This window comes from Plantactinospora mayteni, from assembly GCF_016862935.1.
GTDB lineage: Bacteria > Actinomycetota > Actinomycetes > Mycobacteriales > Micromonosporaceae > Plantactinospora > Plantactinospora mayteni.
This window is the reverse complement of sequence record NZ_BONX01000087.1, coordinates 1-14,614: the sequence shown is the minus strand read 5'-3', so window position 1 is coordinate 14,614 and position 14,614 is coordinate 1. Positions and strand designations below refer to the sequence as shown.

Below are 14,614 nucleotides of genomic sequence, written 5' to 3'. Positions count from 1 at the left end.
GGAGGAGTGGAACGCGTGGGCCGACCATACCGATCCCGACTCCACCAGCTGACCACAATCCAGTTCGACCATGGCGGGGCGACTTTCCTACGCAGCGGCCCGACCGGGAGCCCGGCACCTACGGGGTGCGTGACGCGGATACCCGGCTGCGTACCCTGCTCGCCCAAGGTTTCAAGGGCAGCGAGTTGAGTCAGCCGGTCGGGTGCGCCGTCCACGGCACCGGCGCCGTCACCATGCGCCGGTCACCTCGACGCCCTTGTCGCGCAGGCTGGCCAGGGCATGGCGTACCGACTCGACGGACAGCCCGAGGGCGGCGCCGAGCGCCGGCACCGTTCGGGTGCCGTCACAGTTGTCGAGCAGGTTCCGCAGGCCGCTCGGAATCCGATGCGCCCGGACCGTGTTGTCGGGTCCGGGCGCGAGTACGTAGTGGGTCTCTCGGTCGCGAAGGTCGTCGAACGGGGCTTCGTCGAGTACCCGCCGCCGGACCTTGCTGACCGGTGTGCCGAACGTCGCCACGGTCACGCCCGGCCCCAGGGCGGGGCCCGCGACGGCCGGGGTGGGCGCCCGCTCCAGTGCCCGAAGGCGTACCTCGTGCAGCAGCAGCTCGTAGCGGTGCAGGTCGGCGACGACGTCGAGGTCGGCGGGGGCGGTGGCCTCGCGAACGAGTGCGCCGAGCCGTTCGCCGAGGGCGATCACACCCCGCAACGTCGTCAGCCGCGCTCTCGCCAGATAGCGGTCGAAGATGGTCTCGTCGTCCCACACCGCACGGCAGCGCCGCAGCGTCGCCGGAAACGCCACCTCGACGGCCTCGAACTTCTTGAGCCGGGTCACCGCGGCGGTCGTGTAGAGCCCGGGCTCGCCGGTCGCACCGAGCCGGCGTACGTCGGCGACCGGGAGACCGTACCGGGCGGCGAAGGTCTCCGGATCGGCCCGTACGTCGGCGAACAGGGCCGGCTCGACCAGGAGTCGGGCCAGCAGTAACTGTGCTCCCGGCGGGCTCATCGGGGCGACCCGGAGAGCATGATCTCGCGGGCCTGCCGCAGGTCCCGCACGATCTCCTCGAAGTCGTCGGGAAAACCGTCGTCACGCTCCAGCAGGATCCCCTTCACCGGCTGGCGGTCCAGCAGGTGGGCCAGTAGCTCCAGCACCTCGGCGCTGACCTGCGCGTCGTGGGTGTCGATCTGTTGCAGGTCGGGGTCGCCCACCGGGACGCTGCCCGCCAGATGCACCTGCTCCACCCGGTCCAGCGGCAGCGCCGCCAGGAACTCCACCGGGTCGAATCCGTGGTTGCGGGCGTTGATCGCGAGGTTGTTGAGGTCGAGCAGGATGCCGCAGTCGCAGTGCCGCATCACCTCGGCGATCATCTCCGCCTCGGTGAGTTCGCCGGGCAGGTCCAGGTAGTAGGTGATGTTCTCCAGCAGCAGTCGGCGGCCGAGCAGCTCCTGGATCCGCTGCGCCCGCTCCGCGATCCGCCGCGCGTTCTGGCGGGTACGCTGCACCGGCGCCAGACTGCCGAGTTCGATGCCGTTCTCCCGGGTGAAGCAGAGGTGGTCGCTCACCCACGGCGCGTCGACGGCGTCCGCCACCGCCGCCACGCCCCGAAGGTAGTCGTCGTCCAACGGCTCCACGGAGCCGACCGACATCTCGAGCGAGTGCGGGACGATCGGGAAGACCTCGTTGAGCCGCCGCAACTCCCGCAGCCCGTCCGGGTCGTCCAGGAAGCCGTCCGTGACGATTTCCAGCCAGTCGATCTCCTGCGCGTGGTCACGGATCCGATCGCGCAACTGCGAGCGGTATCCGAGTCCCACTCCGAGATTCGGTAGAGGTTCGCGCAGGCCCACTCTTCTCCTCCTTCTCCTGGTCCGGTCGGTCTCCGCGGGGATCGGTGGCCGGCTCGGTGCTGTCCGCAGCCTGGGCGGCGAGCATCGCGGCGTAGGCGCCGCCGGCAGCCCGCAGCCGCCCGTGCGGGCCCTGCTCGACGACGCGTCCGCCGTCCACCACGAACACCCGGTCGTCCGCCGCGAGCCGGGGCAGCCGGTGCGCGATCACCACCAGGGTGTGGTCGCGGGCGGTGGCGCGCAACGCATCGTGTACGCGCTGCGCCGTCACCCCGTCCAGCGCGCTGGTGGCCTCGTCGAAGACGAAGAGTCGGCCACCGGCCAGCAGCGCCCGGGCGATGGCCAGCCGCTGCCGTTCACCCCCGGACAGTTGATGACCGCGCTCGCCGATCGGGGTGTCGAGGCCGCGCGGCAGCCGTACGACCAGGTCGTCGAGGCAGGCGGCGCGCAGCGCCTCGACAAGTTCGGGCACGGTGACGCCGTCCCGGGCGAATTCCAGGTTCTGCCGGAGCGAGGCGTTCAGGAACGTGGTGTGCTGCGGGACCAGGGTGGCCTGCTCCCGGAGGCGTTCCGGGCTTGCCGGCACACCGTCCACGGCGATGCTGCCACCGTCGGGGGTGAGCAGACCACAGAGCGACAGACCCAGCGTGCTCTTCCCGGAACCGGTACGACCCACCACGACGTGCAGGGCACCGGGTACGAGGTCGAGGTCGAGGTCGTCGAGGGCGGGCCGGTTCGCGTCGGCGTACCGGAAGCGGAGGTTGCGGGCCCTGATCGCCAGCGGCGCACCGCCCACCTTGCGTGTCGCGGGCAGTGGCTCGGCGGCCAGCCCGGTGTACTGCATGATCCGTTCGAACATCGCCACCGACGCCTGGATCTGGGCGCTGAACCCGAGCAGCGTCTGGATCGGATCCGACAGCCGCATCTGCAACATGACCAGCGCGACCACGGTGCCCATCGAGAGCTGCGGCAGGAGCGTTCCGGCGACCAGGTAGCAGATCGGGGCCAGCGAGGCGAAGCAGAACCCGATGAAGGTGAGCGCCCGGGAGCCGACGACGCGCTGCTTGACGGTGGTGTCCCGGATCGACTCGCAGACGTCGGTGAACTCGTCACGCTGCCGGTCGGTGCGGCCGAGGGTCCGCCCCAGAACGGCGCCGTCCAGGGAGAGCATGTCGGAGACGTGCCGCATCATCGTGGTGATGTGCCGCTGCCGCGCGGTGGCCAGGCTCCGACGCCGATCCGCGAAGCGGTTGTTGAGCAGCGAGAGCAGCGCGGTCAACAGCAGGGAGGCGACGGCGAGTGGCCAGGACAGGATGATCATCGCGATCGCGGCGGTGCCGGCGTGCACGATCGCGGCCACGGCGGACCGTACGGTCTGGCCGACGAACCGGTCCACCCCGTTGACGTCGCTGACCAGCCGCGCCTGCACCTCGCTGCCGCTGTGCGCGGCGAAGAAGTCCAGCGGCTGGGCGTGCACCCGGTCGAACATCTCGGTACGCAGATCGACCACGAGACGTTGACTGATCCGGCTCGTGATCGCCGTCTCGGCCACGTTCAGCACACTCACCACGCCGCCCACCACGACGAGTCCGCCACAGATCAGCAGCAGCAACTCGGTGTCGCGCCGGGGCAACGCCTGGTCGAGCAGGACCAGCAGGGCCAGCGGGTTGAGGATTCCCAGCCCGACCCGGGCGACGACGATCAGCAGGGCACCGGCGGTCTGCCGGCGGTAGGGCCGCAGTCGGGCCGCGACGAAGCGGGCGGTGTCCCAGGTGGTGACCGTGGCACCGGTCGCGGCGGCCATACCGGGGCCGCGCCGGGCAGGAGCGGTCATGCCGTCTCCTCGCTCCACCCGGTCACGACCATTCCCCGCTCCGCTCGTCGCGGTCATGACCTGTCGGACCGAGCTGACCGATTTCCACGCTCGATCCGGTCATTCCGGCCGGGTCGGTGCGGCGTCGCCGACCAGCCGCCGGCCGAGCGCGACGGTGAACAGGTGCCGGGCGGCCGGTTCTTCCCACCGCATCGCCTTCGTCACCAGGTGGTCCGGCTGGCCGAACACGGAACAGTCCAGCCCGTGGCTGCGGGCCGCGAGCCAGATCGTGTACCCGAGCGCGCCCGCTTGGACGAGGAGTTCGCCGTAGGCGCCGGCCGGAGTCGTCAGCACGGAGCCGCCGATGAAGACCAGTACCGGGGCGTCGGCGAAGATCCGGGGCCAGTGGACCGACGGTCGCGACCGCACCGGCTCCGGGTACTCGCCGGACGCCTCGGGACGGTAGAGACCCGGCCGTACGTCCTGGACCCGGTGCAGTGCCAGCAGCATGGTGAGCGGTACCGCACCGGAGCCGGCCGGCACCCGCCGGGTCCGGTACGAATGCTCGGCCAGGCCCAGCACCGCGGTCAGGGCCTCCCGGGGCAGCGGCTCCGGGCTGAACTCGCGGACCGAGAGCCTGCCCCGCAGCACCTGCTCCAGTGGAACAGTGCCGTCGACCGGCGGCCGGCCAGCCCCGGTGTCCACGTCCCAGAACGGGCCGGCGGGCCCCGGCGGCAGCGGGGTTCTGGTCCGCACCAACCTGTCGACGGTCTCGGTGAACTCGTCCTCCCTGATCAGCGGCATGCCGAACCCTCCTCCTGGTGCTGGTCGCGGATGCCGACGACCGCGGTGACGAACTGGTCCCGGCGGTGCAGACGCAGCACGTCCCCGATCCGTTCGTCCCAGCTCCGCGCCCACTCGGTGCGCCAGCCGTAGCCCGTGGCGACGGCGTCGAGCTGGGTCACCGCGCAGCCCGCGTCCAGGTGGACCAGCCGGTGCGAGTGGTGGTACTTGCCCGCGTTGCGGCCGTGTGCGGCCACCAGCACCAGCACGGCGGCGTACGTCGTGCTGGCCAGCAGGTCGGTTCCGGCCAGCAACTCGGCGGCCGGCACGGCGTCCGGGCGGGTCGCCGTCATGGCGTGCGGCACGTCGTCGTACCGGAACACGGTGCCCGGCAGGCCGGCGAAGCCCGTCTCCCTGAGCAGGTGGACCTCCACCGAGGCGAGGTTGCCGCCGGTCGGCGTCCAGCGCTGCAACTCGTACGCCCCGACGGCCCGCCGCTGCCCGCCGACCCGCCGGAGCAGTTCGCCGAGGAGCTCTTCGGTCACCGCCGACGGGTGCTGAACACCTTCCCGCTGCCCGAAGGTGCCCCGGACCGGCTGGTCGACGTCGGCGAGTGCCTGTCGGGGATGGCTGGACAACCGGGGTCGTTCCCGCTCCAGGCCGGCGATCCGGTCCACCGCGGCGCCCCGCTCGGCCTTCCGGGGTTGCAGGACCGCGGGATCGTGCTGGATCCACCACTCGTACCGCTCGATCGCCGTCACCTCCGGGGACAGCGTCCGCCCGGCGACACCCGCGCCACACCGCCGGCAGTCGGGGTACGGTGCCGCGACGAAGTGTTCCGTCTCGAAGTCGTCGAACCCGATCCGGGCGACCCGCTGCACGGGTTTCATCCCGGTGATGCCGGCGAGCATCGACACGGCCTCGCTGGCGGCCATTCCGGCGGCGAACTCCAGGGCGTCGGGTGGCAGCGCACCGTCCGGACCGGTGTCCCAGCCAGCGTCGCGGCGACTGCGGTCCAGACACTCCAGGCAGGTGCTGAAGTCCGGCAGCAGGTAGGGGCCGATCTCCAGGTGGCCGTCGCCGAGGAACACCCGCAGCACGGGTACGTCCCACTCGGCCGCCCCGGACTCGGCCGCTGCCAGCAGTTCCCGGGCACCCGTGCCGGTACCCACCGCGACGATCAGGTCGGTCTCCGCGAAGGCGTACCCGGCGGGCGCGTCGCCGGCCGGCGGCCCGGCCAACGGTCGGACCGTGCCGACCCCGCTGGCCCGGAGGTCGTCGGTGATCCGCGCTGCCACGTCCTCGTCCGCGACGACGGTGACCCGGGCCCGCGCGAGCCGGGCGAGGAGTTCTCCGGTACCCGGATAGCCGGCCGAGTCCTTGATCCGGCCGTAGTAGGAGACGACCTCGTCGGAGACGACGGGTGGCGCCGGTTCCGCGTCGGGATGGTCCAGCAGCCCGCTCCGGTCCAGCAGGGCCATCATCTTCGTCAGCTGCCGGGGTGCGAGGCCCAACTCCCGGCAGATCTGTTCCGGGTCCCGTACCCCGTCGAGCAGCGGGAGCAGCCGTGGCAACACCGTAGTCGCGGCCCTGCCCCTGAAGACCTGCCGGCGCAGCGTGCCCGTGACGACCAGGCTGTCCTCGGCCTCCACCACCGCCAGCCCGGTCACCAGCCGCACCTGGGCGGATCCGTACTCAGACATGAATCTTCTCCGATGTGCCAAGTCGCAGCAGCGCGGTGAGGCCGCCTCGGGTGGGTGTGGTGCGACACCGGGAGCAGGCGTGTTCGGCCACGACGTGGTGCCGTTGGACGGTCATCTTGGGCAGCGCGACCGTCACCAGCCGGCCCGCCGGTGGGTTGCCGGCGGCGGTCTGACGCAGCAGCCCGGCCGCCACCCCGGCGGCGAGTCGGGTGTGCTGGGGGAGGATTCCGCGCGGCCCCAACGTCTGGTCCCGCTCGTAGCCGGCGCGCAGCGCGGGCGTGCTGTCCCAGTGTGGGTCGTGCTGGGCCGCCCGCCGCTCGAAACAGCGGAAGCACGGCCCCTGTCCCGGCGACACGAACGGGCCGACCCGCAGGGTGAGATGGTCCAGGACGACCGGCAGCCACGACACCCCGGCCTTGTGCGCGAGGATGTCGGCGCGCTCGCACATGGTGTGGTCGGCACGCCACAGCGCGGCGACCACCACGTCCGGGCGCGACGCGAAGGACTCTTCCAGGGTTTGGGCCGGTCGGACCCGCTCTGCCGGCAGGCACCCCTGGAGGACGTCGGTCAGCCGGCGGCCGAACTCGCCACTGGCGAGCAGTACCACCTGGCTCAGGCGAACGGCTGCGGCCACGGGTTCAACTCCTCTTCTGGCAGGACCCGGTGTCCCATCAACCGGGGGGCGGTGTAGAGCCGTCGGTGTCCCTTGAACTGGCCCCAGGGATGGGTGCTCATCGGTTGCAGGTCCGGAATCACGACGTTGACCGCGGTGAGACCGACGTCGCTCAGCTCCTGGGTGGTGCGGTCGAGCACGGCGACCTGCATTCCCGCGCCGGAGATCCGGTCGAGCAGCGCCGCCAGCGCCTCGTCGGGGTCCTGCGGCAGCCGGATCCCCTCGCCCGCCGTGGCCGTACCGTCGCCGTTGCCGAGCAGGAAGTCGAAGGCGTGCGCCCGCTCCCGCGCCGCCATGTAGCGACTCGTCTCACCGATCTCGCCCTGGATGTCCTCGTAGGTGTCCAGCGGGGCGGTGCCGTGGATGTGTTCGTCCCCGCCCACGGTCTCCTGGAGCGCCTTCTCGGCCGCCTCCGCCAGGGTCCGGCCGGTACCGGCGCCGACGAACCGGCACGCCCGGGAGTCGTGGTCCGCCGCCCCGACGGCGTAGACGGTGGGTACCCCGAGTTCGGAGGTCGCGTCCAGCAGGTGCACCCGCATGAACCTGCGCTCGAACCACTCGATCAGCCCGGCCATGGCGTCGGTGGTCACGTTCGGCCGCAGCGGCTTGAGCGGCAGTCGTTGCAACCACAGCACGGCGATGCTGTCCCGCTCGACGACCTCGCAGATACCGCGTACGGCCGCCTCCACCGGGTCGGTGTGCACGGCGTACCCGGTGGAGATCGGGAAGTTGAAGCGTTCCGCCGGTGTCGTCGCGTCGGTGGCGTAGCTGGCCATCACGGCCGGCACCCAGATCGGCGCCCGGGCCACCGGGTCCAGCCCGCGAACCCAGCGGATCGGCGCGGTGGAGTCGAACGGTACGACGGGGCATCTCGGGTGGGCGTACTCGCTCGCCGAGCACCGTGGGTACCGGTGCGGTTCCAGGCATTCGCCGGCCAGGTCGTCGGCGCTGGCCCGGATCGCCTCGTCGTCGTCGATCGGGGTCATCGCCGCGTAGCGCTCCGCCGCCTCGGCGATGGCGATCAGGCGGGCGACGTCGGCCGATTCCGGAGAGGTGCCGCCGCACACCATGTGTTGGTCCTTCGAAACGCCCCGGCCGGCCCGACCGCTGCCGATCCGGGAGTGGCACGAGTACGTGTCGTGCCGCCCGGAGTCCTTCGTGGCCCCCTGGAGGGTGCCCACCACTCCGTAGGAGGACACGAGTCTCTCGAACGATTCGAGCGTCTCGGCCACGCTCCTGGTCCCCGCCGCCTTCGTACCCATGTCACGCCTTCCCAGATGTCTTTCGCTCGCCACGACGGCAGGCCGGGCCACACCGGGCCCTCCGCTCGGCAGAAGACCCGGTGCGAACCTCATGGCCTACACGTCATGCTCAGATGCAGTTCGGCGGCTTCCCGCAGGTACGGCTGGAGCTGCAGTTCAGGCAACCCCCGCAGCCGCCCTGACAGACGAGTCCGGTCGGAGTCAGGTCGAACTCCTCCGTCTCCTCGACCTCGAGTTCGAGATCCTCTTCGATAAGCACAGAGTTCTCCCTTCATGGGTGAGAATTTCGCGGCGGCGCGCCGATCGCCCTGTCCCGCCCAGCCTCACCGCCGGTCCTGTCGCCCTTCTGTCCAAGATCTGTCGCGGGTGGACAGCATGCGGTCCGGGCCCGGATCCGAACCCGGACGGTTGTCAGGCGAACACCATGAGCGGCTCCCGCCCGTCCGGCAGCGGCTCGTGCCGGAGGATGCGCGCCTGGAGGTCCCGCAACTCCGCCCCGGGGTCGGTGCCGAGTTCCCCGACCAGTCGACTCCGTACGTCGGCGTAGTGGTCGAGGGCGTCCTGTCGACGCCCACCTCGGTACAGCGCGGTCATCAGCAGGCCGGCGACCCGCTCGTCGAGCGGATGCTCCCGGGCCAGCCCGTACAGTTCGGGAGTGTCCTCGACGTGCCGGCCGAGCCGCAGACCGGTCGCGGCCCGGCCGATCCGGGCACTGGAGTACTCGTGCTGGAGTTGGGTGCGGGCCCGCGCCGCCCAGTCGGAACCGAGATCGGGCAGGGGCACCGTCTGCCAGAGCGCCAGCGCGTGGTCGAACAACTCGATCGCGGTGGCGTCGTCACCGAGCCGGGCCGCGCTCCGGGCCCGATGCAGCGAGCACCTGAACCGGTGCAGGTCGACCACTGACGGCTCGATCGCCAGCAGGTAGCCGCCGCGTTCCCGACGTACCGGACTCTCGGCGGCTGCCGGGTCGGCCCGGGAGAACGCCTGGCGGAGCCGGTTGGCGCAGGTGTAAAGGGAGTCGCGGGGGTGTTGCGGCAGCTCGTCACCCCAGATCTGGCGGATCGCGGTCTCGTCGGAGACGAACTGCCCCGGCTGCCAGGCGAGCGCGGCCAACAGGCCACGGGCCCGTTCCGACTCGGGTCGCACGGTGGCTCCGTGACAGCGAACGCGCACGGAACTGAGCAGGTAGATCTCCACTGACGGCTCCTGGCTCGACGTCGGGTTGCGTCGCCAAACCTGGCCGCTGACCGTAGGGCCGGTGTTCGGATCCTGCATGTCCGGGACGAACACCCGAGCCGGACATCGATCGGGCTCGTGCTGGCCGGGCGGGGTCAGGCCGACAAGGTCGCCGGGTCCGCCGGCGGCGGCGCCTCGCCCGGCGGGTCGATCCCGATGGCATCGAAGAGCACCCGGGCGCGCTGCCGGGCCGTCTCCGCCGTCTGTCGCGCGCCGGCCAGTTCCTCGGCGCGGGCGAGGGTTGTCAGGGTGCGTGCGGTGATCAGTCGCTCACCCGTCCGTTCGGTGACCCGCAATGCCCGGTGGCACTCCTCGACGGCACCCCGGCTGTCACCGAGGTCGAGCAGGATGGCCGCCAGCAGGCCACGGCCCCGTCCCAGGGCCAGCGGGTTCCCCTCCAACGCCAACTCGATGGCCAGTCGGGCGTCCCGGCATGCCTCCGCCAGCCGTCCGGCACCACGATGCGCCTCCGCCGCCGCGATGTGCACGTCCACCAGGCCGGTGCGATGTCCGGTACCGTTGGCGATCTCCAGGGCCAGGGTCACGTGTTCGATGGCCACCTCGGTACGACCGAGCCGCAGCTCCGCCAGCGCGAGTCCCGCGAGGGCGTCGACCTGGCAGTTCTGGTTCTCGACCCGACGGGCGATCCGCAGCGCCGCCCCGTACGCCTCGGCGGCCTCCGAGTGCCGGCCCGCGTCGTTGTGCACCCGCCCGAGCGTCTCGTACGCCACGGCCTCGGTGTAGGAGAGGCCAGCATGGTGCGCCGCCGCACATGCCCGCGCGAGTACGTCGACGGCATCGTCGAGGTGGGCCCGCTTCTGCCGGACGAGCCCGAGATTGACCAGGGTCAGCGCCTCCAGGTTCCGGTTTCCGGTCTCCACCGTCAGCGGTAACGTCAGCTCCAGACATCGCTCGGCCTCGTCGAGCATGCCGAGCGTCAGCAGCGCCGACGCGAGGTTGTTGAGGCTGACCGACTCGCCGCGCTTGTCACCGAGCGCGCGGGTGATCTCGATCGACGCACGATATCGCGGAAGCGCCTTTCTGGGCTCCCCGAGCTGCTTGAGCGCCACCCCGACGCCGCGCAGCGCATGCGCTTCCCCGGGCAACCAGCCGCCCGACCGGCTCAGCGTCTCCGCCCGCTCGTAGTGGAACTTCGCCGTACCCAGGTCCGCCATCCGCCACCGCGCGTGCCCCAGCGACAGGTGCATGGCGGCCCGACCCGTGTCGTCGTCCTCGGTCTCCGCGGCCGCCAGTGCCAGTTCGGCGAGGCGGACCCATTCGGCGAGCGGCCGGCAGTGGTGCAACACGTCCTGCAGGGCGTCGACCAGCAACCACGCCATCGGCCGAGGGCCGTGCTCGGCAGCGTGGGCGATGGCCGCAGCGACGGCTTCCCAGCCGGCGTCCAGCCAGGCGACGGCCTCGGACTCGCCGTCGAAGGACTCCGGCACGATGTCCACCGGCGCGGATTCGTGCGGCACCTCAAGTTGATAGAAGCCACTGACCCGCGTCACGTTCATGATCGAGCGCAGGTAGTAGTCGAAGAGGCGCCGGACGGCCAGCCGGCGAGCGTCGTCGTGGTCCTCCTCGGCGGCACGCTCCGCCGCGAACTCCTTGAGCAGGTCATGGCAGGCGAAGTAGTCCGCCGCAGCCTCCGAGATCAGGTGGATCCCGGCGATCGCGTGCAGCAGGTCGCGCGCCTCACCGAACGGTACGCCCGCGAGCGCAGCCGCGGCCGACGTGCTGACTCCGCCACTCGGCGTCAGGCCGAGCAGCCGGAACATCCGGGCGGCCGACGGTGACAGCGCCTGGTACGAGAGGGCGAGCGCGGCCCGGATCGCCGCGTTCTCGTCCCCGTCGATGCTCAGCCCAGCCAGCCGTCCCCGGTCCGTCAACTCCCGTACGTAGTCGTGCACGCGGTGATGCGGCTGGTCCGCGAGTCGCGCCCCGGCCACGGCCAACGACAGCGGTAGCCGCCCACACTGCTCGGCCAGCCGGGCCGCGGCGTCGGGTTCGGCCCGGAGCCTCGCCTGCCCCACCCGCTGGGCGATCAGGTCCAACGCCTCGTCCAGTTCCAGCGCGTCGAGGGACAGCCGCTCGGCGCCGTCCAGTGCCACAAGGCCGGGGAGCCGGAGGCGGCTGGTGACCACGACCAGGCAGTTCGGGTCGCCGGGCAGCAGCGGGCGGACCTGGTCCGGGCGGGCGACGTTGTCGAGCAGCACCAGGACGCGCTGGCCGGCGAGGAGCGACCGGTAGAGCTGGATCTGCCCGTCCACGTGGTGCGGAACCTGCTCCGCTGTGCAGCCGAGGGCGCGCAGCAGCAGCGGCAGCGCCTCCTCCCGCGACATCGGCTCGCCCGGATCGAAGCCGCGCATGTCGAGGAAGAGTTGGCCGTCGGGAAACCGCTCGGCGACCTGACGTGCCCAGTGCACGGCCAGACAGGTCTTACCGACCCCGGCGGCTCCGACGAGGAGCAGTACCCGGTTCCGGCCCAGGCTCAGGCCGTCGAGGTGTTCCAGCGCGAGTTTGCGGCCGACGAAGCGCGCGGTGGAGGCGGGAAGCTGCCGCGGCACCGGGAACCGGCCGGCCGGTTCCGGCGGCTCCGTCTCGCGGGATCCTGGCATGTCGTCCTGGAGTATCTGTTGGTGCAGCTCCTGTAGTTGCGAGCTGGGCTCCACCCCGAGATCGCCGACGAGATGGCTGCGGAAGTTCCGGTACTCCTCCAACGCCTCGGGCTGGCGGCCGGCCCGGGACAGGGCGCGCATCAACAGGCTCCGGAGCCGCTCCCGGAGCGGGTTGTCCGGGATCAGCTCCCGCAGGTCCGCCACCACCTCCTGGAACCGTCCCAGGGCCAACTGCGCCTCGGCCTGGCACTCCAGCGCGTCCAGTCGCTGCTCGTTGAGTCGGGCCGCCTCCGCCCGTACGGCGAAACCACCCGCGACGTCCGCCAGCGGCGCGCCCCGCCACAGGCCGAGGGCCTTGCGGAACGACGCCAGCGCCGCGCGGAAGTCCTGGTGTCCCGCCGCGCGCTTTGCCGCGCCGACCAGTTCGGTGAACACCTCGGTGTCCAGTTGCCCGTCCCAGACCCGCACCAGATATCCGGGACTGCGGGTCAGTACGAGGTCAGCCCGCCGGGGGCCACTGGCCCGACGTACCTCCGCGACCAACTGCCGGACCCGCGCGGCGGCCGACGGGGGAGGTTCCTCACCCCACAGCCCGTCGATGATCCGCTGCATCGAGACCGGACGGTTGGCCTGGAACAGCAGGATCGCGATCAGGAGACGCTGCTGCCCACTCAACGGTACGGACCGGTCCGCCACGGAAACCTCCACCGGGCCGAGGAGGCGGAACCGGACCGCCGGCTCGTCGCTGACCGGGGCAGCCGAGCCGGGCCGAGCCGGGCCGGCGTCTTCGTGGTCCCGGTGGTGCCCGGGCCGCTGTGGCTGCCATGTGCCCCGCACGATCATGAACCCTAACCCACTCCGTCAGCGGCCAACGCGGCCGGAATTTTGGATCTCACCCTGCTCGGTCTTAACGGCCGGCTACGAGAAGAGCTGGCGCGTCGCGGCACTCCAGCGCTGACGGGATGCTGACCGATCGGGTACCCGTCAGCCATGCGGCGCGTCCGATGACGACATTCCCCCCGCCGTGGTCACCCGAATTGCTCGTGTGCGGGCCGCCGACCGATAGTGGCTACCAGCGCCGGCCGCGTCGTGGTCGTGGTCGTGGGGACCAGTCAACCGCCGTGATGTGGGTCCTTCCATAGCCGAGGCGCGCGGTTCTGTGCGCGATCGTCTAAACGACGGCGCTCGCCGGTCAGGCCGTACGTGTCTCTGCGCCGGAGCCAGTGCGCCGACACCTGCTGGTTAGGTCCATTCGGAGGTCAGTCGACGACATTCCCGCTAGTTTGCCCGGAGATGGGATGTCCTATTAGGATCTCGGAAGATCCAATTGGCCCATGGTCGCGGTGGATCGGTTGGCATCCTAGTTCCCGCTGACAGGCGCCGTGGCCACGTTCGATCGGGGAAATATTGAGTTTGCAACGCTGGGTCCGAGTGGTGACCACCGGTGGTCTTCTCGTCGGTCTAGCCGCAGTGTCGGTTCCCGCGCAGGCGGGAGAGGGCAGCGCGAGCCCGTTGGCGGCGCCCGGTAACTGGAACGTGACGGAGATCAGTGAGATCCCGCCGGGGTTGCTTGGCTTGACGAAATACAGTCTCGTCGAACCGACCTCCTCCGGTGACGTACTGGTCGCAGCCGAGGACCACTACCGCCAGCCCGACGACCGGCAGCCCATCCGGTGTTGGAACGGCACGGACTGGACCGAGATCCCGAAGCCCGCCATGACAGGCGACGCGGGGACGCAGTACCGGGCGCTCGGCGGCGCCTCCTGCACCGACTTCTACGTCTTCGACAACGCGGACGTCCCGCAGCGGTGGCATTGGAACGGCAGTTGGTGGCTGAACGCTCCGACGGGAAGTAGGTATCCTGTCGACACAGTTCGGGCCTTTGCCGCCAACGACATCTGGGCCTTCAGCAGCATCGCCAGCCAGGGCTTCCACTTCAACGGCACCAGTTGGCGTCAGATCAGCATCCCGGTGATGGATGTGGACGTCGCGGTGGGTGTCTCGAGTAGCGACTTCTGGCTGCTGGGCTCGGTGCCGAATTCGTCCGCCCTGCTGGCGTACCGCCGGAACGGGACGACCTGGACGAAGGGTTCCCTGCCGGCGACCTACAAGGGGTACTTGCACTCCACCGCGGGGGCCGCGTCCAACAACCTCTACGTGCTCGGCACCACCATGACACCCGGTTACCTCCGTTGGGACGGAACGAGCTGGCGCCACGAGCAGGCGCCAAGTGGCCTGACGGGCTACCCACAGGACATCGCGTATGCGGGCGGCACCCTGTGGGTCACCCTCGGGTCCGGTTTCCTTCGACTCAGCAACGGTCAATGGAGCAAGGAACCGTACCCCGTGGTCGACAATCCGTACGGCCTGCACATCTTCGGCCTGGCCACCGACCCACGTACCGAGACCATCTTCGGTGCTGGGTACGTGGGGAACTCAGAGGTCGGCGGTATTCGCAAGGCAATCATCGAGAACGTCGCGCAAGCCGGCTGACCCTCGGACGTCGCCCCGCACGCCAGCACCTCCGGCGGGCGGGGCGACCTCGTTGTGGTCACGGATCGTCGACGACGTTGCCCGTGGTCCGACGGAATCATGCCGCCGGGCTCGGGAACGTGGACCTTTTGACATCCTCTCCGCCCTAAAGGACGGAGATTCCCTCCACGCTGCGCGTGGAACACGCGGCGT

11 protein-coding genes are annotated in these 14,614 nt (G+C 70.8%); 1 reads left to right on the top strand and 10 read right to left on the bottom strand.

Annotated elements, in window-relative coordinates:
* Positions 1-228: 228 nt before the first annotated feature.
* The 10 genes from Pma05_RS41500 to Pma05_RS41455 form a co-directional block, all read right to left on the bottom strand.
* Complete coding sequence (locus tag Pma05_RS41500) at positions 229-1,002, bottom strand: hypothetical protein (RefSeq protein ID WP_203863031.1); 774 nt, start codon at positions 1,000-1,002, stop codon at positions 229-231.
* Positions 999-1,784, bottom strand: coding sequence for an MbnB/TglH/ChrH family RiPP precursor modification enzyme (locus Pma05_RS41495; protein WP_203863030.1), 786 nt, complete (start codon positions 1,782-1,784; stop codon positions 999-1,001). Before Pma05_RS41495 ends, Pma05_RS41500 begins: the two co-directional genes overlap by 4 nt.
* Positions 1,765-3,672: an ABC transporter ATP-binding protein gene (locus Pma05_RS41490; protein ID WP_203863029.1), complete on the bottom strand. Its 1,908-nt coding sequence runs from the start codon at positions 3,670-3,672 to the stop codon at positions 1,765-1,767. Before Pma05_RS41490 ends, Pma05_RS41495 begins: the two co-directional genes overlap by 20 nt.
* 99 nt (positions 3,673-3,771) lie before the next feature.
* Complete coding sequence (locus Pma05_RS41485; protein WP_203863028.1) at positions 3,772-4,455, bottom strand: nitroreductase family protein; 684 nt, start codon at positions 4,453-4,455, stop codon at positions 3,772-3,774.
* The gene (locus Pma05_RS41480; RefSeq protein ID WP_203863027.1) at positions 4,446-6,137 is read right to left on the bottom strand and encodes a hypothetical protein; all 1,692 of its coding nucleotides are present in this window, start codon (positions 6,135-6,137) and stop codon (positions 4,446-4,448) included. Before Pma05_RS41480 ends, Pma05_RS41485 begins: the two co-directional genes overlap by 10 nt.
* Complete coding sequence (locus tag Pma05_RS41475; RefSeq protein ID WP_203863026.1) at positions 6,130-6,771, bottom strand: TOMM precursor leader peptide-binding protein; 642 nt, start codon at positions 6,769-6,771, stop codon at positions 6,130-6,132. Before Pma05_RS41475 ends, Pma05_RS41480 begins: the two co-directional genes overlap by 8 nt.
* Positions 6,750-8,072, bottom strand: coding sequence for a YcaO-like family protein (locus Pma05_RS41470; protein ID WP_203863025.1), 1,323 nt, complete (start codon positions 8,070-8,072; stop codon positions 6,750-6,752). The genes Pma05_RS41475 and Pma05_RS41470 overlap by 22 nt, the downstream gene beginning before the upstream one ends.
* 109 nt (positions 8,073-8,181) lie before the next feature.
* Entirely contained in the window at positions 8,182-8,331 is a 150-nt protein-coding gene (locus Pma05_RS41465; protein ID WP_203863024.1) for a hypothetical protein, read from the bottom strand.
* A 152-nt stretch (positions 8,332-8,483) separates the two neighbouring features.
* Complete coding sequence (locus Pma05_RS41460; RefSeq protein WP_203863023.1) at positions 8,484-9,218, bottom strand: AfsR/SARP family transcriptional regulator; 735 nt, start codon at positions 9,216-9,218, stop codon at positions 8,484-8,486.
* 185 nt (positions 9,219-9,403) lie between these two features.
* On the bottom strand, positions 9,404-12,766 hold the full coding sequence (locus Pma05_RS41455; RefSeq protein WP_203863022.1) for an AfsR/SARP family transcriptional regulator: 3,363 nt from the start codon (positions 12,764-12,766) through the stop codon (positions 9,404-9,406).
* Positions 12,767-13,360: 594 nt separating this feature from the next.
* On the opposite strand from Pma05_RS41455, the gene Pma05_RS41450 reads away from it, so the two are divergent.
* Positions 13,361-14,422, top strand: a complete 1,062-nt coding sequence (locus tag Pma05_RS41450) for a beta propeller repeat protein (RefSeq protein ID WP_203863021.1) — start codon at positions 13,361-13,363, stop codon at positions 14,420-14,422.
* The last annotated feature ends 192 nt before the right edge of the window (positions 14,423-14,614 follow it).